The sequence below is a fragment of the Flavobacterium cauense R2A-7 genome (assembly GCF_000498475.1).
GTDB lineage: Bacteria > Bacteroidota > Bacteroidia > Flavobacteriales > Flavobacteriaceae > Flavobacterium > Flavobacterium cauense.
In genome coordinates, this window is record NZ_AVBI01000016.1 from 1 (window position 1) to 26,958 (window position 26,958).

Annotated in this window: 24 protein-coding genes; 15 read left to right on the top strand and 9 right to left on the bottom strand. The window is 39.4% G+C overall.

Translation table 11 applies throughout. From position 1 onward, the window contains the following. Nucleotides 1–243 precede the first annotated feature (243 nt). The 15 genes from FCR2A7T_RS08050 (at nt 244) to FCR2A7T_RS08120 (ending at nt 17,566) form a co-directional block, all read left to right on the top strand. The gene (locus tag FCR2A7T_RS08050) at nt 244–1,032 is read left to right on the top strand and encodes a hypothetical protein (protein WP_023570780.1); all 789 of its coding nucleotides are present in this window, start codon (nt 244–246) and stop codon (nt 1,030–1,032) included. 32 nt (nt 1,033–1,064) lie between these two features. After that, nucleotides 1,065–2,009: a GSCFA domain-containing protein gene (locus FCR2A7T_RS08055; protein WP_023570781.1), complete on the top strand. Its 945-nt coding sequence runs from the start codon at nt 1,065–1,067 to the stop codon at nt 2,007–2,009. Nucleotides 2,010–2,280: 271 nt separating this feature from the next. Next, a complete protein-coding gene (locus FCR2A7T_RS08060; protein WP_023570783.1) occupies nt 2,281–4,053 on the top strand; it encodes a tetratricopeptide repeat-containing sensor histidine kinase in 1,773 nt (590 codons plus the stop codon). A 6-nt stretch (nt 4,054–4,059) separates the two neighbouring features. Next, nucleotides 4,060–4,716: a response regulator transcription factor gene (locus FCR2A7T_RS08065; RefSeq protein WP_023570784.1), complete on the top strand. Its 657-nt coding sequence runs from the start codon at nt 4,060–4,062 to the stop codon at nt 4,714–4,716. 110 nt (nt 4,717–4,826) lie between these two features. Further along, nucleotides 4,827–6,905, top strand: a complete 2,079-nt coding sequence (locus FCR2A7T_RS08070; RefSeq protein WP_158634613.1) for an OmpA family protein — start codon at nt 4,827–4,829, stop codon at nt 6,903–6,905. Nucleotides 6,906–7,029: 124 nt separating this feature from the next. Beyond that, nucleotides 7,030–7,677 carry a DUF4230 domain-containing protein gene (locus FCR2A7T_RS08075; protein WP_051369542.1) on the top strand — a complete coding sequence of 216 codons (648 nt, stop codon included), beginning with the start codon at nt 7,030–7,032 and terminating at the stop codon, nt 7,675–7,677. Nucleotides 7,678–7,822: 145 nt separating this feature from the next. Beyond that, complete coding sequence (locus FCR2A7T_RS08080; RefSeq protein WP_131473106.1) at nt 7,823–8,029, top strand: hypothetical protein; 207 nt, start codon at nt 7,823–7,825, stop codon at nt 8,027–8,029. A 26-nt stretch (nt 8,030–8,055) separates the two neighbouring features. Beyond that, nucleotides 8,056–9,987, top strand: coding sequence for a tetratricopeptide repeat protein (locus tag FCR2A7T_RS08085; RefSeq protein ID WP_023570788.1), 1,932 nt, complete (start codon nt 8,056–8,058; stop codon nt 9,985–9,987). Continuing rightward, a complete protein-coding gene (locus FCR2A7T_RS08090) occupies nt 9,988–10,635 on the top strand; it encodes a response regulator transcription factor (protein WP_023570789.1) in 648 nt (215 codons plus the stop codon). Nucleotides 10,636–10,720: 85 nt separating this feature from the next. Continuing rightward, nucleotides 10,721–11,440: a hypothetical protein gene (locus FCR2A7T_RS08095; RefSeq protein WP_023570790.1), complete on the top strand. Its 720-nt coding sequence runs from the start codon at nt 10,721–10,723 to the stop codon at nt 11,438–11,440. A 16-nt stretch (nt 11,441–11,456) separates the two neighbouring features. Beyond that, complete coding sequence (locus FCR2A7T_RS08100) at nt 11,457–12,755, top strand: hypothetical protein (protein WP_023570791.1); 1,299 nt, start codon at nt 11,457–11,459, stop codon at nt 12,753–12,755. A gap of 4 nt (nt 12,756–12,759) precedes the next feature. Further along, nucleotides 12,760–14,118, top strand: a complete 1,359-nt coding sequence (locus FCR2A7T_RS08105; protein WP_023570792.1) for a hypothetical protein — start codon at nt 12,760–12,762, stop codon at nt 14,116–14,118. Nucleotides 14,119–14,120: 2 nt separating this feature from the next. Continuing rightward, nucleotides 14,121–15,425, top strand: coding sequence for an RHS repeat protein (locus FCR2A7T_RS08110; protein WP_035117911.1), 1,305 nt, complete (start codon nt 14,121–14,123; stop codon nt 15,423–15,425). After that, nucleotides 15,425–16,762, top strand: a complete 1,338-nt coding sequence (locus tag FCR2A7T_RS08115) for a hypothetical protein (RefSeq protein WP_023570793.1) — start codon at nt 15,425–15,427, stop codon at nt 16,760–16,762. Before FCR2A7T_RS08110 ends, FCR2A7T_RS08115 begins: the two co-directional genes overlap by 1 nt. A 3-nt stretch (nt 16,763–16,765) precedes the next feature. After that, nucleotides 16,766–17,566 carry a hypothetical protein gene (locus FCR2A7T_RS08120; protein ID WP_023570794.1) on the top strand — a complete coding sequence of 267 codons (801 nt, stop codon included), beginning with the start codon at nt 16,766–16,768 and terminating at the stop codon, nt 17,564–17,566. Nucleotides 17,567–17,619: 53 nt separating this feature from the next. Here FCR2A7T_RS08120 and FCR2A7T_RS08125 read toward each other — a convergent pair whose 3' ends face one another. From FCR2A7T_RS08125 to FCR2A7T_RS08170, 9 genes are all read right to left on the bottom strand, one after another. Then, entirely contained in the window at nt 17,620–18,240 is a 621-nt protein-coding gene (locus FCR2A7T_RS08125) for a class I SAM-dependent methyltransferase (RefSeq protein WP_035117917.1), read from the bottom strand. Beyond that, entirely contained in the window at nt 18,240–18,548 is a 309-nt protein-coding gene (locus FCR2A7T_RS08130; RefSeq protein ID WP_023570796.1) for a rhodanese-like domain-containing protein, read from the bottom strand. Before FCR2A7T_RS08130 ends, FCR2A7T_RS08125 begins: the two co-directional genes overlap by 1 nt. 61 nt (nt 18,549–18,609) lie before the next feature. Next, nucleotides 18,610–20,367, bottom strand: coding sequence for an aromatic amino acid hydroxylase (locus FCR2A7T_RS08135; protein ID WP_023570797.1), 1,758 nt, complete (start codon nt 20,365–20,367; stop codon nt 18,610–18,612). Between the two features lie 110 nt (nt 20,368–20,477). Continuing rightward, nucleotides 20,478–21,527: a DUF6340 family protein gene (locus FCR2A7T_RS08140; RefSeq protein WP_023570798.1), complete on the bottom strand. Its 1,050-nt coding sequence runs from the start codon at nt 21,525–21,527 to the stop codon at nt 20,478–20,480. A 71-nt stretch (nt 21,528–21,598) separates the two neighbouring features. Continuing rightward, entirely contained in the window at nt 21,599–21,985 is a 387-nt protein-coding gene (locus tag FCR2A7T_RS08145; protein ID WP_023570799.1) for a group III truncated hemoglobin, read from the bottom strand. 106 nt (nt 21,986–22,091) lie between these two features. After that, entirely contained in the window at nt 22,092–22,628 is a 537-nt protein-coding gene (locus tag FCR2A7T_RS08150) for a DUF4136 domain-containing protein (protein ID WP_023570800.1), read from the bottom strand. Between the two features lie 74 nt (nt 22,629–22,702). Beyond that, entirely contained in the window at nt 22,703–24,679 is a 1,977-nt protein-coding gene (locus FCR2A7T_RS08155; protein ID WP_023570801.1) for a urocanate hydratase, read from the bottom strand. Nucleotides 24,680–25,006: 327 nt separating this feature from the next. Beyond that, nucleotides 25,007–25,186: a DUF5522 domain-containing protein gene (locus FCR2A7T_RS08160; RefSeq protein ID WP_035117919.1), complete on the bottom strand. Its 180-nt coding sequence runs from the start codon at nt 25,184–25,186 to the stop codon at nt 25,007–25,009. A gap of 355 nt (nt 25,187–25,541) precedes the next feature. Then, on the bottom strand, nt 25,542–26,825 hold the full coding sequence (locus FCR2A7T_RS08170) for a hypothetical protein (protein WP_131473107.1): 1,284 nt from the start codon (nt 26,823–26,825) through the stop codon (nt 25,542–25,544). Between the last annotated feature and the right edge of the window lie 133 nt (nt 26,826–26,958).

The window sequence follows — 26,958 nt, forward strand, 5'->3', positions numbered from 1 at the left end:
ATTTGGGTTTTTTATTTGGCTGTATATCATTAATTTATAAAATAATTATGATTTTTAGGCTTCACAGAAGATACCTTTGGAATATTTTTACAGGAACTCTCTGAAACATCGAGATGGTTTTCGGTAAGATTTTTACATAACTACTTGATAAATAATCGATTAAAGTCAAAAAAATACGTTAAAATACATTTTTGAATACCTTTTTTTGCTTCCTTTGCTCAAGTTTAATATAAAACTCAAATTATGAAAAGACTAAGCTTGATTTTAGGAATAATGACGATGGGTATCTTAGCTTCGTGTTCTACAGACGAATTTGATACAAACACAACCGACACGATGGATGACGCCAAACTGAATGTTAAAGGGGTTTTATTAAAGCGTATCGTTGTCACTGTTAACGGAGGAACCACAGTAACCACGAGTGATTACCTTTACAACGGCAGTAAGCTCTCGCGAATCAATTCCTCCGACGGAACGTATGTTACGTATACTTACACCGGGAATCTGATTTCTGAGCGAACTTTTTATTACAATGGAACGTTAAACACCCGAGAAATTTTCGAATACAATGCTAACGAACAACTTATAAATTACAAAAGATTAAACGCTTCCAATGCAATATTGTTTAGCACGGTTTATCAGTATAACAGTGACGGAACGATTTCTGTTGCCGGATACAAAGGCAGTACACAAACGGCCAGTACGCAAACCGTTAACCGAAAAGTATTCCTGTTAAACGGCCAGGTCAGTAAAATAGAAAACTATACGATTTCAAATGGTACTGCCGTTACCGAAACACTTAATTATGCGTTCGATACCAAAAATTCTCCTTTTAAAGACATTCTTGGCTTTGATAAATTAACGTATTATGATATGGCGTTAAACGGAAATGCACGAAATGTTACCGGAATAACAACGGTTGGTGCTACTCTGGCAAATTCCGGAAACGATGTGGTGCAATACACTTATAATGCACAGAATTATCCGGTTACTGCCAACAAAGGCTCTATCGTTTTTCAGTATTTTTATTAAAAATCAGTAAGTTTGTAAAAAGCAAACTTACCATGCAGTTCAGAACCCAAATACCTGTTTCCAAAAGTGATTTTCCAATAGATTACCATTCCGGAATAGTGTCTTTGGGTTCTTGTTTTGCAGAAAATATCGGAGAAAAATTCGATTATTTTAAATTCCGGAATTCGGTGAATCCCTTCGGAATCATTTTCAATCCGGTATCGCTCGAGACAATTATCCGACGCAGTCTTCAAAAAAAGTATTTTACCGAAGACGATATTTTCTACCATAACGATTTATGGCATTGTTTTGAAGTGCATTCCGAATTGAGCACTGCCGACAAAGAGTTGTTTCTGAAAAAACTCAACCAAACCTTGGACGAATTTCATAAGTTGCTGATCGAATCGTCACACATCATATTTACCTTAGGAACTGCCTGGGTGTACCGAAATGTTGAAAACGGACAAATTGTAGCCAATTGTCATAAAGTGCCGCAAAAGCAGTTTACGAAAGAATTGTTGTCGGTTGCCCAAATTGAAGAAAGCATTCAAAACATCATTTTATTAATTACTTCTGCAAACAAAGAAGCGAAATTTATTTTCACCGTTTCACCGGTTCGCCACATCAAAGATGGTTTTGTCGAAAATCAACAAAGCAAATCACATTTGATAACAGCACTACATCAAACGCTCAGCACTAATTTCTCGGCTTATTTTCCTTCCTACGAAATCATGATGGACGAATTACGCGATTATCGTTTTTATGCTGAAGACATGTTGCATCCGAATCAAACGGCTATCGATTATATCTGGGTGCGGTTTTTTGAAAACTTTGTAGCCGAAAAAGAATTTCAGTTGATGCAACAGGTGTGCGATATCCAAAAAGCGCTGCACCACAGACCTTTCAATCCCGAATCAGAATCCCATCAGAAGTTTTTAGATAACCTCCAAAAGAAAATAACCGTACTACAAAAACAACTTCCGCACATCCGGTTTTAAAATACGACAATTGCCGTATTGCTATCGTAGTAAGAAATCATCAATTTTACCTTACTTAATCTAAAGAGGATGCTGCTGATTTTGAACAAAATGAAAAGCAAGTTTTTTAAAAACAAAAAACTGACAATCAGAATTTTACTGATTGCGCTTTTGGTATTGCTTTGCCTGATACTGAATATCTATTGTATTTTCATGCATTAAAATCGAGTGGCTTCTGTTGCAAATCCTTAATCTGTTGTGGTTTTTTGTAACTTTAGCAAAACATGTAATTATGCGGTTTCGACTTACTTTATTTTGCTTTGTCTTTTTTTTGACGGGTTCGTTTGTTTTTGCCAATACCTTACCGGGCAAAAAAGAAATTGATTCCATCAACAATCTTCCTTTCGATTATAAAATTGCAAATACTTCCAAAACGATTAAGCTCACATTAGAAAATGTGGAAAAAGCCCGAAAGATTAAATATCTGAAAGGAGTGGCCGATGGGTATTTCAGTCTCGGACTGATGTATTATTATCAGGGGAAATACGATAAGAATACCTTGTACATGCTCAAAGCCATCCGTATTTATGAACAACAAAATGATATTGCTTCCTTGGTAAAAGTCTATGGCGATTACGGTTATCAGTTAAAACGACGAAGCATGCCGCAAGCGGTAGCTTACATGAATAGAGCCATAAGGTTAGGGGAAGAACAAAAAATGAAAGGAGAATTGCGGGCCGTTTATGATAATTACGGCGTGCTGAAAGAAATGCAGATGGATCTGGACAGCGCCTTGTATTTTTATGATAAAGCATTGAAATTCAAAGAAGCGGATAAGGATGAATTGGGCATTCCGTATAGTCTGAATAAAATAGCCATGGTGAAAATCATGCAGAAAAAATTTGCGGAAGCGAAACAGCTTTTCGATAGTGCGTATGCCATTCGGGTGAAAATGGATGATAAAATCGGGATGGCAGAAAATCTGAATTTCTACGGACATTACTATAAAGCCATCGGAAACACTGTAGAAGCGATTGCAAATTTTACAAAAGCACTGGAACTAAGCAAAAAACACGATTATAAAAACCTGACCGTGGAAAACTATCAGGTACTGTCGGAACTCTACGAAGGGAACAAAGAGTATGAGAAGGCTTTAATCCATTACAAAAATCATGTTCGTTACAAAGACAGTATTCAAAACCTGGAACTAAGAACCAAACAGGCCGAATTGGATATCGAATACGAATCTGAGAAAAAAGAAAAAAAAATCCTGTTGCAGAAAACATCATTGGCTCAAAAAAATCTTTGGTTGTTGGGTGCAGTGGCACTTTTGATTATTTCGGTTCTGATGGGATACCTCTTTTTTAACCGCCAAAAAATGAAAAACAAACAAATGTTACGGGAAAACGAATTGAAGGAAGCCCTTCAGTTAATTGAAACCCAAAATCAATTGCAGGAACAACGATTACTAATTTCAAGGGATTTGCACGATAATATCGGAGCACAGCTTACATTTATTATTTCTTCCCTGGACAACCTGAAATACGGTTTCACGATTGAGGACGAAAAATTAAACAGTCGTCTTTCGGGAATCAGTACGTTTACCAGAAATACCATCATGGAGTTGCGCGATACGATCTGGGCGATGAACAAAGACGAAATTGCGTTTTCCGATTTAAAAACCCGAATTGCTAATTTTATTGAAAGTGCCAAAACTGCTTCACACGGCATTCAGTTTGATTTTGAAATCGATGCAGGAATTCCGGATGCGGTAACGTTTTCGTCACTCAAAGGAATTAATCTTTACAGGGTGATTCAGGAAGCGATTAATAACAGTATCAAATACGCCGAAGCAACGCATATTACCGTGAAAATCGAAAAAGAAGGTGCAGGGTTTATCATCCGAATTTCTGATAACGGCAAAGGATTCGACAGTAAAACGCCAACATTCGGCAACGGAATCAACAACATGAAAAAACGAATTACCGAAGTAGGCGGGATGCTTTCCATCCATACCGAAATCAATAACGGAACCGAAATCAAAATACAATTTCCTGAAAAATAGCCAATCATGAGTCAGAAAATAAGAATTGCCATAGCCGACGATAATACTTTTTTACTCAAAACCGTGTTTGAGAAACTGTCTTTTTTTGAAGATCTGGATTCCCGTTTTCATGCGCTTAACGGAAAGGAATTGCTGGAGAAATTTAAAGAGAATCAAAACATCGATGTGGTTTTGATGGACATTGAAATGCCGGTGATGAATGGTATCGAAGCGACCGAAATCCTGAAAAAAAGATACCCGCAGATTAAAGTCATCATGCTGACGGTTTTTGATAACGATGAAAATATTTTCAAAGCGATTAAAGCCGGAGCCGACGGTTATCTGTTAAAGGAAATCGATGCGAAAGACCTGCATGATGGTATCGTGGAAACCTTAAACGGAGGTGCCGCAATGACGCCTTCCATTGCCTTAAAAACACTGCGCTTGCTTCGTAATCCAATTGAGTTTACCAATGAGAAGGATAAAGAAGAAGTGAAATTGTCCGAAAGAGAAGTGGAAGTGCTGGAACAGTTAAGCAAAGGATTAAGTTATACCATTATTGCGGAGAATCTGTATTTGTCACCTAGCACCGTCCGAAAGCACATCGAGAACATTTACAAAAAACTTCAGGTGCATTCCAAAATTGAAGCAGTTCAAAAAGCCAAAGAAAACAAACTGATTTAGTAATCAGTCAAATACGGCAAATGGCGTATTGTGTTTTATCCGGAAATCCATCAATTTTGAAACTCAGAGCAATTAAATTTAAAACGAATTACGATAAACCATCCGCGACAATGAACAAAAACTACTTTTCACTATTACTGTGTTTGTTAACGTTTCCGCTTTTTTCCCAAAAAGTGGTCTTCCATGATACTTTTGAAGACGACCGGAATCAATGGGCGTTAAGCAATAATAATCTGACGACTTACATTAAAAAAGGACGTCTGGTTATGGAAAACAATGATCCGCAAAATTCCAAATGGGAACTGATGAGTGTTGTCAGTGCTCCGGATGCCATCGATTTCGATGTTGAGGCGACGCTGACTTTAGAAAAAACACCTTCAGAAACCGCAACCTACGGTTTGGTTTGGTCCTGTTACAACGATTATTCCGATTATAGGGTAGTACAGTTATCGGCCAACAAACAAGTACAATTGTACAATTATTTCAACAAGGAGTTTCACTACAATAAAAAATGGGAAACGTCCAATTATGTTTTCGGAAAAGGAAAAGATAATAAAATTAAAGTGGTAAAACGCGCCAACATTATTAAAGTGTATGTTAACGACGGCTTGGTGTATCAGAACGGTGGCAACTCGTATTACGGTTCCAAAGTCGGATTTATTTTGGATGCAGGCGTGACTTTGGCTATCGACGAATTAAAAGTTACCGAATATCCTTTGGGCATTAAAGTAGTTCCGTCGTACAATCCGAACCTGAAAATGGATAAATTGCCGGAGACGATTTCCTCTGCAGATTACGAAGAGGTGAATCCGGTTGTTTCTGCCGATGGTAACACTCTGTATTACGACCGAAAAGACTGTCCGATGAATATCGAAGGAAATAAAGACGACATCTGGTTCAGTACAAAAGACGCTGCCGGAAACTGGACTGCTTCCAAAAATATGGGCAGACCGCTCAACAACCGTGATTATAATTTTGTGATTTCATCGTCTCCCGATAACAATACGCTGCTTTTAGGAAACAAATATGCTGCAGACGGCGTTAGTCCGAATGGTGCAGGGGTTTCCATTGCCAAACGTACGGTTAACGGCTGGGAAATTCCGAAAGATGTGGTAATTGAAGATTATATCAATACCAATGAATATGTTGGGTACTTTTTATCGGCAGACAACAAACACCTGTTATTGTCTGTGGAACGGCCAGAAGGCTTAGGATTGAAAGATTTATATGTTAGTTTCCTGAAAGAAGATAATACCTGGTCCAAACCGAAAAGTTTGGGGAATGTGGTGAATACGTTTGAAGAAGAGATGAACCCTTTTTTAGCCTCCGATGGTAAAACATTGTATTTTTCCAGTAAAGGACATTGTGGTTATGGTGATGCGGATTTGTTTGTTTCCAAGCGCTTAGACGATACCTGGACCAATTGGAGCGTGCCTGAAAATTTAGGAAACGTGATTAATTCCGTGGGTGCCGAATTGGGGATTTTTTTATCGGCTAAAGGCGATAAAGCCTATGTAAGCCGCACCCGCGATATTTACGAAATTATCAATACCGTAAAACAGGATCCGGTGGTTTTGGTTAAAGGAAAGGTTTTTGACAGTAAAACCAAGAAAACCATCGGGGCACAAATTGAATACAACAATTTAAAAACCAACAAGAATCTTGGAACTGCTATCTCAAATCCGGCTGACGGTAGTTATTCCATCGTATTGCCTTACGGTGAATTGTACAGTTTCATGGGTAATAAAGAAGGCTATTATGCGGTTTCCCAAAATGTGGATTTGACCAAATTAAACGAATACAAGGAAATGGAAGTCGATTTGTATCTGACGCCGATTGAAAAAGGAGAAGTCATCCGATTGAATAATATTTTCTTTAATTCCGGAAAATACGAGTTGTTGGCGGAATCCTATGCCGAATTGAACAAGTTGCATGCGATCCTTCAGGGGAATCAGAAAATTAAAATTGAAATTGCAGGCCATACCGATGCTGTCGGCTCAGATGTGGATAACATGACACTTTCTAAAAACAGGGCCAATTCGGTACAGCAATATTTAATCTCCAAAGGGATTAGCGCCGATCGGATTACCTCAAAAGGATATGGCGAAACCAAGTTTATTGCCACCAACGAAACCGAGGCAGGAAAACAACAAAACCGAAGAGTGGAATTTATCGTTTTAGACTTATAATGTAAAAGGGCTTTCAAATTTGAGGGCCCTTTTTTTAAGGAAAAGCTATTTTTAATATCTTCGTGTAAATATCGAAATTATGGCAACACGCAGGAATTCTTCTACCGAAACCGCAATCAAAAACATGTTGATTCCATTGGTACAAGCCATCGGACGTTCCGGGAAATTGCTCTATCTGATTGTTTTTGTAGTGCTCGGAGTTATTGCCTACAAGTATTTTACTTCCGAAAAAACAACTGCGACTACTGAATACAATACCGAGTTGATTCAACAGCAAATCAAGAATGTCGGGAAACTAGTGGTTACCGAAGGCCATTTTTCACAGGTGATGACCTACAAAGACCAACAGAAGTACATGATGGATCTGATTTCCTTCGAAAAAAAAGCGTTGATTATCATTAATGCCGATGTAACGGTAGCGTATGATTTACGTCAGATACAATACGATATCGATGAAAAAAACAAAACGATTACCATCGTCGGAATTCCGAAAGAAGAAATCAAAATCAGTCCGGACATTCAGTTTTATGATGTGGAACAAAGCACAATGAATCCTTTCACCGGAGATGATTACAATAAAATCAACAAAAAAGTGAAGGCCGATCTGGCGAAGAAAATTGAAAAATCATCTTTAAAATCTAATGCCAAAAATCGCTTGGTAAGTGAGCTGGCCAAAGTTTTAATTCTCACGAATTCAATGGGTTGGATGCTGCAATATAACGGCGTAGTAGTGAAAAGCGATAAAGAGTTAGAATTGAAAATCGTTCCTTAAATACGCATTTGTTCGTATTGTGAAACGGATGGTATTGGTTCAAATTTGTATCAGACTTAATATCTTTCGTATGATTTATTTTCTTTTTTTTCTGATGCTTGTTTTGATGAGCGTTGTGGTATCCTTGTTTTTTCATTATTTAAAAATGAAACGGCAGCATTCCAATCATATCCGGAAAATGGAACTGATACAGACTTCATTACAGCAGCAACAGCTCTATCTAAAAGACAAATTGCAGTTGCTGTCTAATTATAATTCCGATTATCTGAAAAGGATAAAAGTACTTGGGAATGAAATCGTTTCGTTGCAGAAAACCACTATGGAACTGCTTTCAAAAAAAAATAAACCTTAATTTTAGTTTATAAACCGTTAGACGTTATGTCAAAAAAGATACTCTTTTTTTTACTGTTATTTCCCTTTTTTAGCAAGGCGCAAGATATACAGGCACACATCAATTCCCTGAAAGCGGAACTAAAAATCAAGCCCAATCTAGAAAGAACCACGCAAATCTATTCTGATTTAACTTGGGATTACATGGATGTTTCGCTTGATTCTGCCATAGTTTATGGAGAAAAAGCGTTAGCATTAGCTCATAAAACCAAGAAACACAAATTAATTTCACAATGTTATTCTAATTTAGGAGGAGTATATTTACGAAAAGAGAACTTTAAAAAATCGGAAGAAAATTATCAAAAGGCAATCCAAATTAGAACCACAAATAAAGATTTTGAAGGTGTTGCTAAAGCGAAAATCAACATTGGGAATGTGTTTGCAAGCAAGCAAGAGTATGTGTCAGCGACCAAATATTTTATCGAGGCAATTCAATATTTTGAAGGTAAAAACGATACCATCGTAAGTTTGACCAAAGGGAATCTAGGTTTGATTTTCTACGAAATGAAGAACTTTCCGAAAGCCATTAAATATTTAGAAGAATCAACCGATTTTTTGAAAAAGAATAACATGCAACAAGGTTTGTGTCACACGTATCTTTCTCTTGGTGATGTGTATTTGGATAAAAAAGACACTTTGAAAGCCCTGAATTCATACAAAATAAGTCTCGAAAATTGTAAATCGTGCAAAGACAATCTTGGGATTTCAACTCTAAATCAGCGAATTGGGGCAGTACATTCCGCAAAAGGAAATTCAGAAAACGCGAAGAAGTATTATCAAATTTCAGAGAAACTTTTAAAAGAATTAAATTCAGAAATTGAGCAAACGAATGTAATGTTGTCAAAATCAGAAGACTTCATTCAGCAAAAAAAATATCGTGAAGCTTACGAAATGTTGTTGCAAGTTAAAAAGATTCACAAAGAATATCATTCCGACAGGTATTTGCTGGAAACCTACAAAAAATTAACTCTTGTTTGTTTGTATCAAGAAATGAAAGATAGTAGTGCTTTTTATTTTAATCAATATGCTAGTTTAAAAGATGAAAAACTAAAAGCATCTGTCTTAGAGCAAACCGCAGAATTGGAAACGAAATATGAAACGGCAAAAAAGGAAAAATTATTATTGCAAAAAGAAGTCGAATCCAAACGAAAAACCGCGACCATAATCATTTTAGCATTAGTGGCTTTTTTTATTGCATTGGTTGGCTTCCTGATTTACCGTCAGCTGAAACTTAAAAACCAGCAGCAACAACAGGAGTTTCAGTTGAAATCCGCCATTGCGCAAATTGAAACGCAAAATAAACTCCATGAACAGCGGTTGGCGATTTCAAGGGATTTGCACGATAATATCGGTGCGCAGCTGACCTTCATCATCTCTTCGGTGGAAAATCTCAAATTCGGTTTTCCTGGCATTGAGGAGAAGGTGAAAACCCATTTGTCGAAAATCAGTGACTTTACCCAAACCACTATAGTGGAATTACGCGACACAATTTGGGCGATGAACACGAATGAGTTCAAATTTGAAGATCTGAGTTCCCGCATCTATAATTTTATCGAAAAGGCGCAATCGGTTAGAGAAAATATCCGTTTTCAGTTTGTAATCGACGATAATGTGAAAGAAGCAAAATTTTCTTCTCTGGAAGGCATTAACCTTTACCGAACCATTCAGGAAGCGGTTAACAATGCGATGAAATATGCCGATGCCGATGCAATAACGGTGCACGTGCTTCGCGAAATTGAAACCATAAAAATCGAAATTAAAGACAACGGGAAAGGATTTGATGCCGATGAAACGGATTACGGTAACGGACTATACAACATGAAAAAACGAATCGAAGAAATCGGCGGGACTTTTCAGCTGCATTCCGAAATTTCAAAAGGAACCACAGTAACGGTAATGTTAACCCATAAAAACTGGTAAATGATACGATTGGCAATTGTTGACGACAATACTTTTTTGCAGAAAACCATTCAGGATAAGCTTGCTTTTTTTGATGAGGTAAGCGTTAAATTCAAAGCAATGAACGGCTTGGAATTACTGGAGAAATTAGAGAAAAACCATAATTTAGATTTAATTCTGATGGACATCGAAATGCCGAAAATGAACGGTATTGAAGCCACGGAAATCATCAAGAACCGTTATCCCCAAATCAAAATCATCATGCTGACCGTTTTTGATAACGATGAGAATATTTTCCATTCGATTAAAGCGGGTGCTGACGGGTATCTGCTGAAAGAAATCAACCCGCAGGAACTTTATAATGCCATTAAAGAAACCTTAAACGGCGGTGCGATCATGACGCCTTCCATTGCTTTAAAAACATTGAAATTGTTCCGGAATCCTGCCGCGTTTGAAGACCTTCCCAACAAAGAAGAATACAACTTGACCGCTCGCGAAATTGAAGTGCTGGAGCAACTCAGCAAAGGCTTAAAATACAATACGATCGCCGAAAACCTGTTTCTTTCCGTAGGAACCATCCGAAAACATGTGGAGAATATTTACACGAAATTGCAGGTGCACAACAAGTTGGAGGCCATTCAAAAAGCAAAATCCAATAAGCTGATTTAATCAAAATACGCATTTTTACGTATTTCCTTCCGTAAGGTAACAAGTTACTTTTATCCCATAATTAATCAATACAAAACATTGCATTATGGGATATTTTACTTCATTTAAATTTTCATCTCTTTTTACACTTCTGGTGTTGTTTTCTGTTCCGGTTTTGGCTCAGAAAAGCCATCCGGTTTCAGTAAAATTCAATTTAGGAACTTCTTTTTCAAAACCTACGGGCGAACTCGGGCAGGTTGCCACCAAAGGAAAAGCAATGCAATTGGCGACTTCCTTAGAAGTAGGCTATCATTTCAATTATACAAAAAACACCAAATTCGGAATCCGCATTGCCGGAGTTGCCGGACAGGATTGGGCCAATTTTCTTTCCAACGACCGCTTGACCGAATTAAAAGTGTCGGTACCGAGCGTAAAAGGCCGGATTTATCCACTTTCGTATAGCGGCCACATTGAGGATGGGTTGGAACAATTGCTTCCGGGAGATCTGCCGCTCATGGTTGAGATTCCGGTTTACATCGGTATTTATTCGGTGTTCAACAGTTTGCACTTTGACTTTGGTGTAGGAAGCGGCAAAATTTTAGAAACGGCTTATGTCGATGAGGTTACTTTTCAGGACCAAACCGTAAAACGCACCATGAAGTATTTCGGTTGGGGTTTTCAACCTGTAATCTATCAGTCGGATTCCGAAAAATGGTCTTGTAATGCGCAATTCGATTTCGGAAAATATTCTTGGAAAAATGCCAACGGCGGAACGTCATCTTTTAAAAGCAATCAGGTGGGTTTCGGAGTACAATATAACTTTTAAAAAAAAATTAACGATTATGAAAAATGTAACCACCTTTTTACTGTTTTTGGCCACTTTGGCTTTAGGGTCTTGTTCCTCTTCTGAAGACGGAGCTGATGGCAGCGGCGGAAGTACAATCGCTCAGGAAATTGAACCGGCGAAAAGTTTCTATTCCAACGCGGGAACGCCTTTTAAATTCAGATTATACAATTATCCTCCAACGGAAGGAAATTCTGCCAACAATAACAATCATACGGCCGATATTCATAAAATCATTGAAAATAACGGACAAATTTCGGTCATAGGAAGGTATAGTGTTCCGGCCATTTCGCTTCAGTTTTCCGGCGCGGTTTTAAATGTTAACAGCGAATTCGTTTCTCCTCAGTCTTCAAACGCGGTAAGTGTTCCCAATACAAACGTTTTTGATGATTTCGAGGTGCTGGACAACGCGCGATTGATTTCGTATAATGCCACCGGAGGGGCTCACGGTTTGTACGGATTTACCGGAGCAAGAGTGAATGTGTACAATCCTGTTTTTTTCTCGGGTGCGGTATCTTCAAGTGCTAACCAAGGTTATATGCATACTTTAAATGACAGCAACTTTATGTTAAGCATGGGGTTGAATTCGAATTACGGCAAACCGATGTTGTACCAATACATTCCGTCTACTTCCTCCTGGGAAGGATCGGTTGTTCCTGCCATGGATTATGTTCAGGGTAGTGGAATTAACATCCCAACCACAAACGATGCCTCCAAAGCCGGAAATTCCGACAAAGTATTTTGGGCATGGTTGAGTTATACGACTACGACAGATAACGGTAAAATCAATATCATAAGTTATAACGGTTCTTCGTTCAGCAATGTAACTTCATTAGACGGAATCGGAAGTATCGGAACGACTTTCAGTATGGAATACAAACATTCCATCACTATTTATGAAAACCCGAATAATCTAAACAATCCGTATTTGGTAGTCAGACGTTACAATACCGACATTCTGGATATTTATAAGTTTACGGGTTCGAGCATTGAGATTGTGAAAACGGGTGTTACGCTACCAACGGCGATTCCGGTTATTTACGGAACTACCCGAACTTTCAAAGAGTTGAAATTCACCGGGAATAATGTGTATTTGATTACGGGCTCTGATAAAAACCTCTACAAATTATCAGGTTCAACATTTGTGGTGGACCGACCGAATGTAACCCTTGAAGGAGAACGAATCACCGCCATTGAAGGAACTTCCAGCGGATTACTGATGTCGGTTGCAAAAACCTTAAATACTTCGCCACAGCCTAAAACGGTTTCCGATGTAATACTAATTCCAAACAATTAAAAACATGAAAAAGATACTAATTCTGGCATTATTGACAACCTTTTTCGCTAATGCCCAAATCGTAAAATACAAAGCTGCTGATTTCAAGCTTTCTTCCGATGTGACCAAATATGAAGAACAGGAATTTTATTATGATGCTGCTCAAAAGAAATATCAGCTGTCGAGCAAACGCACTACTTTCTTAAAAGGCGGATTGGTGACCAAAATCGAATCGGAAATGAACTACTTTATGTATGTCAAATCCACGATGGATTTTGTATACAAGAACGGACTGATTGATAAAATGACCATTACAAGTTCCGGTACAGTCACCGAAGAAAAGTATGCGTACCAGAACGGTAAAATCGTCAGTAAAACGGTAACCGGAGATACGCCTTCCAAAACCGAATATGCCTATGATGCCAAAGGAAATCTAAGCAAGGAAACCGTATATGAAGACGGTGTTTTGGTGAAGAAAATTGCGTATTCCAATTACACTACACCAACATCGTATTTCAAAAAAATAACGAATTGTTACAACGAAACGGTGCAAAGTACGTATGAGCAAACGTTTAAAAACAATTGCTTGATAATTGATAAAGTGGATGGCGAATATTATAAAGGACAATCCACCTATGAATACGACAAATACGGTAACGAACTTTCGATTACCAGCGATGGGAAAACCACAAAAAACAGTTATGGGTATGACGCAAAGGGCAATGTAATTCAGTCTATGAAAATTCAGCAGGGGTTTGACGGAATGGCGGATACCAATTATTTCACGTTTGCCAAGATGACGTATGCGAATGGAAAATCGACGGGGAATATTGATTTTGATGCAAGTTTTGTGAAGAAATACGAACCGTCATCGGCTTCCTACGACGTAAATTTTGCTTTTAATACCGTTAGCGGCGAAGAATTGACTAAAGCATTAGACGGTTTGAAGGCTTCGTTGCAATCGAATTATAAAATCAGAAAAAATCAGGACAATACTTTTACCATACAAGATGCCAACGGCGAGGAAATTACCAACGATGTCGATGCCGTAAAAAGTAAAAACGATATTCTGGTTTACGACATCCTTTTCAAGAAAAACCTGATGCTGAAAAAATTCTACACGGCTGATATAAAAACAGGGGAGTGGTACAACATGGAAGAAATGACGACACCATCCGGTTATTTCTGGATTTTCTCGGAAACACCGGAGTTCTTTGTGGTGAAAAACGGAGTTGTTGTTGACATGTCGTTGTATAAATTGGTAAAAACACAGAAAGAAGATGATTTTATAGTTCAGGAAGCCGGTATCGATAAATACATTATCCGTAATCTGAATTCAAAAGGCTTTGAGACGTTTTATCCGCTAGAATTTTTAAATAATTAAGTATGAGAACAATGGTTTTGTTGTTGGTTTTCGGATGGGCTTCTGCGCAGGAAAATCATTTGACTTCTGATTTCCATCTCTCTAAAGATGTGGTTAACTATGAATCGGTTGAATATGCCTATAATGTAATTCTTAAAAAATTTGAAGCTTCCAAAACCGATATTTTAGAGTTCAAAGAAGGGAAGTTGCTGAAAAAGTCGCATCAGGAGTCCGGTATTTTTGGCGGAGTAATGAATACCGTGGAGCAATTTTCGTATAACGGAAAAGGCCAACTAATTACAATTGAAGCCAAAGGCAGATATCCGAAAAATTTTTATTATGACAATCAAGGAAGGCTTGTTAAAGTTGAAATACCAAGAAATACTGAAGAAAAAATCTCAGAAGAATTTACCTATGATAAAAAGGGAAATTTGGTAAAATGGGTTAAAAAAACAGGTTCCTTCATTGATCAGGAAAAAGTGTTTTTCAATTATACTTCGTCAAAGAATTACCACTACAAATTGAAATACTATCAAGCTATGAAGAACGAACTGCTGTTTTCGGAAGAAGGCGAGTATAAAAACGATGTTAGAATAACATACAAACACATTAGCGCTAAAGACAACGAAGTAACCTTGTATACTCTGGATTATGATGCTTATGGGAATTTGGTAAAATCATCCACCAACCCTAATTATTCTAATGAAACTGTTTATGGTTATGACGAAAAAGGGAATGTTATCAAAGAACGCAGTAATGATGCCGCCGAATTGTATTCTAAATTCTCAAAAGTAACGTTTAAAGACGGAACCACGTCGGGAAGCACCACTTTTGCACCGTATTTTACAAAAGGAATCCAACAGCCGATTCTTCTCCAGTCCATGAATAAAAACCAGAAGGAGAAGTATAAAGTAATGAAAACGGGTCCGGTAAACTATCAGGTGAAAAACAGCAAAGGCGAAACCGTGCCGATTAATACCAAGGAAAGCATGATTTTCGAGCGAAAAGATTTGTTTTTCTACGATGCCAAAACGAATGAAACCGTTGTGCTGTTTGGTTTGTTCACCGATGCTTTTAAAGCAAACGAATGGTATGATGCCGTTACTTATAATTCGCCAACAGGGAAGCATATTGTAGTAAATACCGATTGGAATTTCTTTATTCTGGAAAAAGGAAATGTAGCGGAATCTTCTCAATACAAACTCCACAAAGGAATCGACGGAAACACTTTGATAATTGCCGAAGCGGGCAAGGAAAGCTATTTCGTTCCGCATTTAGATCAGCTGCAGGCTTTGGTTATTTATCCACTGGAACAAATTTCGAAATGATGAAAAATATAATAGTTTTCTTGTTTTCGGTATGTTGTTTTGCCCAACAGCAGTTTCGTACTTCCGATTTTGGTTATTCAGACGATGTGGTAAAAGTGGAAGAATGCTTGTATAAGTTCCATCCGGACGAAAGGGTTTTTAAGGTGCAAAATTCCTATACCACCGCTTTTGAAAAATCGTATTTCAAAAAGCAAAAAATAGCATCGTTTTTTGATGAAGGAAGCAGTGTGGGCGAATATCACTACACGTATAATAAGGATAAAACCATCGCAGCCATTGTGTACAAACCCGTTAACGGAAGTTTCGGGAAACTAACTGAAATTCACTTTCAGTATGAAAAAGGAAAGCTGAAACGTATGGTAATTGCAGGGATTTCTAACACGGATTACGAATATGATGCCAAAGGAAATCTACGAAAAGAAACTGAAAAAGACCTTTACGGCAACGTCACGGAAATTGCAGACTATTTCAAGTATACAGCCCCAAAAACGTATGAAAAAACAAAGATATCCTATGATGCCAATAAGAAAGTGACTTTCACCACCAAGGAAACTTTTGTAAACGGAAAAGTTGTACTGAAAACAGCACAATCGGAAACCTTAACATGGAAAAATACGTTTGAATATGATTCGTATGGTAATCTAATTCATCAATTGTATGACGATGCTTCCGAACTTCGTTACCATTACGAATTCGACGCTAAAAACAATCGGATTAAAATTGCAAAATTGAGTCCGTCGCAGCCTGAAGACCATTCGTTTACTTTCGTTAAAATCACGTATGCCGATGGAACAATTTCCGGAGACACGGCTGTCGATTATGATTTTATAAAGAAGCATGATAAGGTTTTCCGGGAACGCGATTCGTTGCTGCAACATCACAGGAAGGTCACTTATTCCGGGAACAGCAAAGGCTATCTTCAGCTTTTAAAGGGAGAAAATAGCGATTTTGAAGTGCAGGACACCTATGATAATGACTTTACTAAAGTGGTGAAATTGTTGCCGTCTCCGGTGGACTATCACGCAATCGTGTTTTGTGAGGTCGACAACAGTACGCATTTCGCAAAAGAATTTTTTGCCGATACTTTTGAAAGACACCGGTGGTTTGATTTGGAACAAGTTTCCTCGCCAACAGGAATGTTTTGGATGAAGAATGAAAAGAATAAGATTTTTATTTATAAAAGCGGGCAATTTCTTTCGACAGCTAATTTTTCGGTAAAACCTGACGCTTCCGATGAAAAAGATTTATTGCTTAATGATGGCATTAACAATCCGTACCTGCTCAAAGCGGTGGACGAAGTCGAAGTTGGAAAACTGTATCCTATTTATAAAAAATAAGTGATGAGAAAATTAGTTGTACTATTGTTTGGAGTGTTCTCGATTACGATTTCGGCACAGGAAAATCATCGGACTTCAGATTTTAATCTGCATCCCAAAACCGAAACTGTCGAACGCACAGAATATGTTTTTAATCTGGATACCAATGCAAAAGAGGTGGGAAGTGTGATAACGATGACCTTTTACAATACTTATCTGCAAACGGTATACAAGGATTACGGTAGTTCGCAATTAAAATCGACGTATCATTACAACATCGACAATTTGTTGGTGGAAATACGCGAAGAAGATCTTACGGCTCAAACCGAAAACAAAATCTTGTATCAGTATAAAAAAGGACAATTGGTTAAGAAGAATGAATTTATATCGGGACGCTTGTTTTCTGAAACGAATTATGCTTATGATAAAACAGGAAGACTTCAGAAAGCGGTTGAAAAAGAAACGGGAAATGCGAATATTGTTGTGACGCTTTGTTCCAATTACACCACAGCAGGAAAATATAAGGTAGTCACAACTGATTATTCCGGGACAAAAATCGTGCAGCAACAAACAGAACAATATGCCGATGGATTGTTGCTGTCCGGCATTTATGAAATGTTCGATTTGAAAACAAATACTACATTTTTGTATGACGAAAAAAGAAACCTGATTTCAGAACAGAATGAAAAAGAAGCCCCAACTACCTATCGCTACGAATATGATGCGATGGGCAATCCGGTTAACATCGTAATTGCCAATATGACGGATGATTTTAGGAGTAAGGAAATTTGTATAAAGAATACCTATTCCGATTTTAGAAATTGATGTTTTAAGGATAGTAGTAAAGAAAAATCCCGTCATGTTAGGACGGGATTTTTTTATTTTTTCTCAAAACTGCAGAATACAAAATTCTGAACCGTATCGAAAGGCGTGGTGTGGTTTTCAAAAAAACATTCCACTGTTTTAAAATCTTTTTTAAATGTTGCTTCCAATACGTTAGCCGAATACTGTTTGATTTCGATGCCGCTGCATTTCTTTGGTCCCGATTCCGAGAACGTTCCGATTAACATTTTTCCGTTTTCTGCTATGGCTAAGGCCGTAATTTGTTGGTATTTCTCAATATCGGAAGCGTTTGTCAGAAAATGAAAAACGGCCCGGTCGTGCCAGAGGACATATTTTTCCGTAGGTTCAAAATGGGTAATGTCACTTACAATCCATTTCACCTTTTCGGCTTTGCTGCCCAAGCGTTTTTTGGCTCTTTCAATTGCATTTTCGGAAATGTCCAGCACAGAAACATTGGTGTAGCCTAACTCCAGCAAATGGTCCACTAAAAAGCTGTCGCCACCGCCAATGTCGATGATGGCCTCGTCTTTGGTAATCGTATTGCTCTGGATGAAATCCAAAGAGGTTTTCGGAAGCGGCTGATACCAACTCACTTCATTTACCGCTTTGGTGTCGTAAATGGTTTCCCAATGTTTTTTTCTGTCGAAATCTTCCATTATAATTTGCTCTGTAAACTTTCCCAGCCACCGCCGTTGATAACCTCGATGCCGTTTTGTTTTAAAATGGATGTTGCCTGAGCACTTCTCATTCCGGATCGACAACAGGCAATTACCGGTTTGTTTAATTTTTTTATTTCCTGAATCTTAAAGGCAATCGTGTCCAACGGAATGTTTTTCGAACCTTTTATGTGTCCGAAAGCATATTCTCCGTTACTTCTTACGTCAATAATCACTGCGCCTTTTGCAACAAATTCCTGAATGCTTTCCGATTTATTGCCTAATCCTAACATGTCTAATAATCCCATAGTGTTTATTTTTTTTGACAAAGATATAGCGCTGATTACAAAGCTATTGTAACCAATGTTACTAAACCGTTTCTTTGCTGAAAATCAACTCTAATCCGTTATTGATCAGTTTGGCTACCTCAGGTCGGTTTGTTTTTACTTTTTCCAAATGATTCAACACTTTATCGGTAAGGTCGTTGGAAGGGTCTTTTTGAGCCAGTTCTGCAATTTCAACAGAAAGCAACCAATCGTTCGGATGGTTAGCTGAAACTGCTGCAAAAGCTTCTTTTAACGTGATTTCGGAATGTTTTCCTTCGCGGATATTGCGCACATTTTCATAAAGATGTTCCAGCTCTTCACGCTCCGGTGATTTTTTCTGTTTGATGGTATGTGTGGAAGGAACGTGACTGATCATGTCAAAACTGTTCACATCGGCCGGTCCGGAAAAAGCAGAAATTACTTTTTTACCCACGGCCATATCGTAAACGCCCCATTCCGGTTGGAAAAGAACGGTGTCTTTGTGTTTAACGGTACAGTTTTTAAAACTGATAATGATGATTTCGCCACGAAGGTTTCGTGAACCGGTAATGATTTCTCCGGAAACGGTAATATCGCCTTCAAATTCCAAGGTTACTTTTTCGCTTTCGTAGATATCGTACGCACGTAAATCACGCGGACTCATGTCTTCAATGGCCAAATTAATACCTTTCAGTTTCCCGATTGGAGAACCGAAGCCTTCCGCATGGTATTCTGTTCCGTGGCCTACCAATTCTTTTTCACGGTAGGATAATGCCGTTTTACCTGTAGTCTGAACATAAACCGGTTTCCCGTCGTGCTCAATCACATTGGTGAAAACACCCGAAATTTGTATTCCGGTACTTAATTCGATAGTCCCCAGTGCTTTGGAAGTAATTAGTTTTTTGATACCGCTCAATCCTCCGGTGCGTAAGGCCATTTTGTTGGCAAATTCTTCCAGCACCATACTCAAATGAGCGAAATCCTGCGTTACATACAATTGCGGTTGCGGTTTTGTAATGTCAAAACTCTGATTCGCTGCCGAAATATCATACGGGATTTTCTTTACATTGTCGGTCATGCACCAGGCGCTTTCGCCAATAGACGATAACAAGCCGGCACCATATATTTTAGGGTTTTCCACGGTTCCGATCAGGCCGTATTCCACCGTCCACCAATGCAGGTTTCGGATTTGTGCCATTTCGGACAATTCGCCCATGTTATTTTGTAAATCGTCTACATGTTTTTCGGCTGCTTCGATTTCTGCTTGTGGCGTTCCTTCTGCTTCTTTTAAAATAGAAAGCAAACGGATGGCTTCGTACATTTCATAATCGTGTGCCGATGAAATGGCTTTGCAGCCGATTTCGCCAAAACGACGCAGGTATTCGGCATATTCCGGATTGGCAATAATAGGCGCGTGACCGGCACCTTCGTGAATAATGTCCGGCGCTGGTGTGTATTCAATGTGTTCCAATTGACGAATGTCGGAAGCGATAACCAAAACGTTATACGCCTGAAATTCCATGAAAGCGTTTGGCGGAATGAATCCGTCTACTGCCACAGCGGCCCATCCGATTTCTTTCAGGATTCGGTTCATGCCGTACATGTTCGGAATGCTTTCGATGTCGATTCCGGTCTGACGTAAGCCGTCCAGATATGAGCTGTGTGCTACTTTACCCAAATAATCCACGTTTTTACGCATTACATAACGCCATACTGCCTGATTTATAGGCGTGTATTCGCTGTAATCCTGCGGTTTAATGAATTGTTTTAAATGTTTGGGTAATCTTTCGATTAACGGATTGGTTTCAAAGGCTGTATTCATGATATTCTTGTGTGTTGTATTTTGCTGTAAAGTTATGAAATGTTTGATGACCTTACAACGATTTGATGCGGTATCAACGCTTTACATTCCGACTTTATTTCCCTGAAACATCATTTGTTTTCTGCTTCAAGTTGTTGTTTTTTTGCTATTCTGTTTTTTAATATGTTGAGGTAGCGCAAGGCTATTTTATCGCCATAATCACTGTAGGCTTTCGATGCCCAATCGGCTGCAACATCAAGATTTCCGTTGATTTCGTTGATGATAGCCATGTTATAACAAGCTCTTCCGGCAATTTTAGGGTCGGAATTGTTGACTTCTTTTGCCCAAAGTTCTGCAGCACCATCCCAGTTTCCGGTTTGTGCTCTTCGTTTTCCGATTTCAAAATTGGACGTTCCTTTTACATAATAATCCCTCGAAACCCTGATTTTATAGGGAAGGGTTTTCAAAGCATAATCGGCGCCCAAACGATTGCTGAGCTGCAGGACGTTTTGTTTACGTCCCATTACGGCTTCCACAGCGGTTACAGGATTGATGCCTCTTCCTACAGAAGTAACCACATTGTTGGATCCTATTTCGTCTACGATATTTTTATTTTTCACATCATAAATGCGCCATCCGTTTTTAATCAGCGTGGTAACCGTGGCCTGATGTTCAATTACGGGGATTTTAATGCCGACTACATTCGCTTTTTCCACGGTTGTTGTTTTATAGTCGATTTTAGTGTCGGTATCGTAGAAAGACAATTCGAAAATATAATCCAATTGGTGTTGTTTGGAAATTTTCCCAACCGTTTCCCAAGGCAGCGGAGCGGGAAAAACACTCAATCCCACACTTTTTAAATCGGTTTCTTCTACAATTTTAACAACGTTGAAACCGTTGTTTTTACTCAGTTCGTTCTGTAAACCCAGTACCAGTTCGTTCGCGCCTTCTTTGTCTAAATCTTTTCCTTCCACCGACAGAATTTTATCGATGGCATCAATAGCTTCGTTTTGTTTGGAGGGCAGACTCCGGTTGATAACACCAACCGATTTTCCCTGAGCGGGCAGATAAATCGGAGCGGGTTCAGTTACGCTTAATGTTAACAGATTCGTTGGACTGCACGAAAAAAGGAACCCTGAAAGGAGCAGTGTTACGGCTATTTTAGAATGGTTTTTGGTCATGAGTATCAGTAGTTTGATTAAAATTCAGCGATTAACTAGCTGCAAAATAATCAAAATAATAAAGGAAACTGTTATGTTAAAGGTTTTTGATTAGCGTTTCTAAAATATTCGATTTTATAGTTAAACATTTCGGCCATTTTTCCCGCGCGCCATTTGGCTTCATCGGCTATTGGTCCGGCAAATTGTTCGTCGATGTTTTGGGTAAAAATTGCCATCCAACGATCGAAATGCTCTTTGTTAATTGGTAATTGCGCATGTGGCGGAAACGGGCTGCCGGAGTACGCGTGTACATCTAACAAAACCGTTTGCCAAAAACCGTACATTTTTTCTAAATGGATTGCCCAACGGTCCTGTATTTTTTCATTGAAAATGGGTCCGATGAATTCATCTTTTTGTACTTTGGCATAAAAAGAATTGACCATTTGTTCGATATCGTCGCGATTTTGGATGTCCTGCATTGTTGTTATTTTAGGTAAAAATAAGTTGTCGAGATGACTGAAAACATGATAAATGTTAGTTCGTATAAAAAAGACCATCCGAAGACAGTCTTTTTTTAATAGTGTGTTATTGTTTTTTCTCCGGAGGGAATTGTGCTAATATTTTTGAAACAAATTCATTGATGCGTTCTTCTTTTTTTTCACGGCTTTGTTCCAGATAACCACTTCCTTTGCCCTGCCAAATCAATTCCTTTTTTTTGGCATCGATTAGGTCAATGTAAAGAGTTCCTTCAGTGGAGGTGGTTACATAATTGCGGCCGCCCCACATATAAGGATTCCAACCCCAACCCCAGCCGTAGCCCCAGCCGGCACTGTATTGGTTCACGTCAACCCGTTCTCTTTCTTTTGTGAAAATATTCACGAGCAAATCGGGAGTTTCACTTTTGGTATACCCCTTTGCCTGCATTTGAGTGTCGATGGCGCGAAGGATTCTTTTTTTGTCCAAATCGGAAATTTCGGCTTTATCGATACCGCTCTTCTGATAGGCATAAGTTTTAAACTGACTAAAATCGACATTGTTGTCGTAATCAGCATCTACTCTAACGGTACTGCAAGCACCTAAAATAAAGAGTAACGTTAACGAAAGCAGTTTAAGTGTCTTCATATACTTTTGTTTTTAAATTTAAAGTTCCGAAGTTTAAAGTTACTTTCTTATAAGTTTAAAACTTTAACTTCAGACTATAGTAAAGAATCATCCACTAAATTAGGGATGGTAACTTTCAATAGCGGTTGCGTTTCCATGGCGCGTTTTATGGCGAACATGGCGCCTTCGTTTCTTGCCCAGCTTCTTCGGGAAATTCCGTTGTTGACATCCCAGAAAAGCATTGATTCTAAGCGTCTTGATGCTTCTTTACTACCATCAAGAACCATACCAAAACCACCATTAATTACTTCGCCCCAGCCAACGCCACCACCGTTATGAATGGATACCCATGTAGCGCCTCGGAAACTGTCCCCGATTACGTTATGGATGGCCATGTCGGCAGTAAAACGGGAACCGTCATAGATGTTGGATGTTTCGCGGTACGGGGAGTCGGTTCCGGAAACGTCGTGATGATCGCGCCCTAAAACCACTAAACCGATTTCTCCTCTGGCAATCGCCTGATTGAACGCTTCGGCAATTTTGGTTCTTCCTTCTGCATCGGCATATAAGATACGGGCTTGAGAACCTACAACCAGTTTGTTTTCCTGTGCGCCTTTAATCCATTGGATGTTATCGGCCATTTGCTGTTGGATTTCTTCGGGTGAGTTTTTCATCATTTCCTCCAATACATCGCAGGCAATTTTGTCGGTTTTGGCTAAATCTTCCGGATTTCCTGAAGTACAAACCCAACGGAATGGTCCGAAACCGTAGTCGAAACACATCGGACCCATAATGTCCTGCACGTAAGAAGGGTATTTGAAATCGATGTGATTGGCAGCCATAACATCAGCACCAGCGCGGGACGCTTCCAGTAAGAATGCGTTTCCGTAATCGAAGAAGTACGTTCCTTTTGCGGTGTGTTTGTTGATGGCATCTGCATGGCGACGCAATGTTTTTTGGACTTCCGTTTTGAATTTTTCCGGATTGTTGGCCATCATTTCGTTGGATTCCTCAAAAGTGAATCCGGTAGGGTAGTAGCCACCTGCCCATGGATTGTGAAGTGAGGTTTGGTCGGAACCCAAATCGATGTGCAGGCCTTCCTGATCGAAGCGTTCCCAAACATCGACGATGTTTCCTAAATAGGCAATGGAAACGATTTCTTTATTTTCTAATGCTTTTCTGACTCTGGCAACCAATAGTGTTATGTCTTCCACGATTTCGTGAATCCATCCTTGTTCGTGACGGATTTTAGTGATTTTCGGGTTGACTTCGGCACAAACGGTAACGCAACCTGCAATGGTTCCGGCTTTTGGCTGTGCGCCACTCATTCCGCCCAAACCTGAGGTAACGAATAAACCGCCGCTTGGATTTTTTTTGATTTTTCGGAACCCGTTCAGTACGGTGATGGTAGTTCCGTGCACGATGCCTTGCGGACCGATGTACATATAGCTTCCGGCCGTCATTTGGCCGTATTGCGTTACGCCTAAAGCATTGAATTTTTCCCAATCGTCCGGTTTGGAGTAGTTGGGGATCATCATTCCGTTAGTGACAACTACTCTTGGTGCTTCTTTGTGCGAAGGGAAAAGTCCCATCGGATGACCGGAATACATGACCAAAGTTTGTTCTTCGGTCATTTCGGCCAGGTATTTCATGGTCAACAGGTATTGTGCCCAGTTGCTGAACACGGCTCCGTTTCCTCCGTAAGTAATCAATTCATGCGGATGTTGTGCCACAGCATAATCCAAATTGTTTTGGATCATCAGCATGATGGCTTTTGCCTGTTCGCTTTTTCCGGGATATTCCGAGATAGGGCGGGCGTACATGCGGTAATCCGGACGAAAACGGTACATGTAAATTCGGCCGTATTTTTCCAGTTCTTCTTTGAATTCCGGAATCAGTTCGGCGTGGTGTTTGGGTTCGAAATAACGAAGCGCGTTGCGAAGCGCTAATTTTTTTTCGTCTTCCGATAGTATTTCTTTACGCTTTGGAGCGTGGTTTATAATAGTTTCGTATGGTTTTGGCTGTGGTAAAACCGATGGTATTCCTTGTTTTATTTGATCTTGAAAAGTCATTTTTAAAAGTTGCTTAGTGACTGAGTAACAAAGTAACTGAGTTGATTTGTTATGCAGCTTTTCGTTATTATTTGTATTTACATGTTTGTCCGTTTTTCTTGAGGAGAAAAAAGAATCAGCTTGTATGATTACTAAGGATAACGAATGTCCGACCGGTGGTAGGACTTGTGGATTTTGATTCTGTATTTTTGTAAATGGATGTCCATTTTTAATTGTGTGTTGTTGTTAAGTCGGATTGCGTTAGGAATTCCTTCGGCAGTCGCGTTGCTCGTGTGGAGCAAAGTACCGTGTACTTGCGGATAGCCCGACCCATAGGGGAACGCCCAACTATTTTTTAGTAATTTCTCCTGTTTTTTTGTCAAACCCATAAGGGCAATGACGGCAGCCGCTTTTGCAGCAATACCCGCGTTTTAAATGGTACTTTTCGGTAAAACATTTGTAACCTTCGGGCGTGTAATAAAAATCTTCCCCTTCTTTTAAATTATTCGGGTCTAATGCATTGTTCATAATGACAAATTTAGGAACTTTACCGGTAATGATTGTACTCATCCTAAAATATTTAACGCCGAAGGGCTTTCGCGGCATTACGATTTTTCCTTTTATACTCTTAACGCATCGGGAAGATAAGGGGGATGTAGTGGTCATGAATCATGAAAAAATTCATATTCGGCAGCAGTTGGAAATGTTGGTAGTGCCTTTTTTTCTGTGGTATGGGATTGAGTTTTTGATCCGATGGTTGCAATTCAGAAATCGTTTTGCGGCCTATCGGAACATCAGTTTTGAACGCGAAGCGTATGCTAATGAAAAAGACCTTTACTATCTAAAGCAAAGGTCTTTTTGGAAATTTTTGAAATATGTCTGATTAACGATACCAGATTACACCATCCGACCAGAATTGTATGTTAACACCTGATCCCGCCGCAGAATGAAGTGGGAGGGAAGTGGTGTTGCCAATCGTACCGTCTAAACTTTGTATGTTATTGCCTCCTACTGGATCTATGGTTATGGTTTTTGTACCGGTTCCTCTTGAAACGCTTATCAATCTGCCGGCACATGTAGTTGGGTCGGGCAATTCTACTGTTAAGGTGCCGCCACCGCTGGCATCAAGAATTACTTTGCTGATGGTGCCGGGCACGGTGTACGTTAAGCCTCCGCCACCAACATTCAATCTGACGACGCCAACAGCTACAGAGCCGTTAACCTGTAAGGTTGATGTAGGTTGTATGGTTGCCGATAAATTTGTGGGGTTTGTGTTGATACCCACTCGTCCGTCTTGCGCAATAATCATGCGTTCTAAATAGGTTTCGGAACCCGAGTTCGTACTGAATAACATATGGCGGTTTCCGGAAGCCAATTGGTATGAGCCTTTGCCGCCAAAGGTTGATGCTCCTCCGGTGTTTACATAGCCGATGTGTCCGCGGTAGACCGTATTTTGTAAAAAATAAACACCACTAAATCCGCCAGCTGTGGCATTGTCAATCGACATTACACCGTAACCATCCTGATCGTTGCGGATGGATAGTTTATAGGAAGCCGCGGTTGTTCCGATTCCTACGTCACCATCGGCTTCCACCCGCATTCTTTCGTTTCCGGCTGTAGCGGTTCCTAGTATGTCGGCTCCTGGGCTAAAGAGTCCTGTGTTGGTGTCGGTTTGCCAGGAGTAAGCTGGTAGTGCTGCGGTACCTAAAGCGTACGACTGGAGTTGTCCATTATTTGTGTTCGAGATATTCCAACGGTCTACTCCGCCAACGCCCGTTTTAATTCGGAAGTCTTGCGCATCCGTAGTGCCGATGAAATTTGTTCCGGCTGTTGTTCCTGAATTTCCTGTTAGCGACCAATCTGCGTTTTTTCCGGTTGATAATGCTATCCAAAGTGTGCCGTCCCAATAGTAATATCCCGGATTGACTCCGTTTATTCCGGCAACTGTTGCGGTGTTGTATACTAATTCCGAAACGGTAGGGGATGTAAGTGGAGCTGCAAGGTTAGTAGCGGCGAGTGCCACGCGGGGAATCAATAAGCCATCGTTTGACGATGTTACGTCCAATGCACCATTGGGAACTGTCGTGCCAACACCCACTTGAGCATTCATTTCATGTAGCGAACAAAATGCTAAAATGGCAATCAAATAAAAGATACTATTTTTCATAACCATGAAGTTTTTAATAAATTTAAGGTTATAAATTTGTAAAAATTTGATTATCAGATATTTAGTAAATTTAATCGATTAACGGATATTTTTTAACATAAATGGAGTCCTGATGAAATCAAAAAAGACCTTC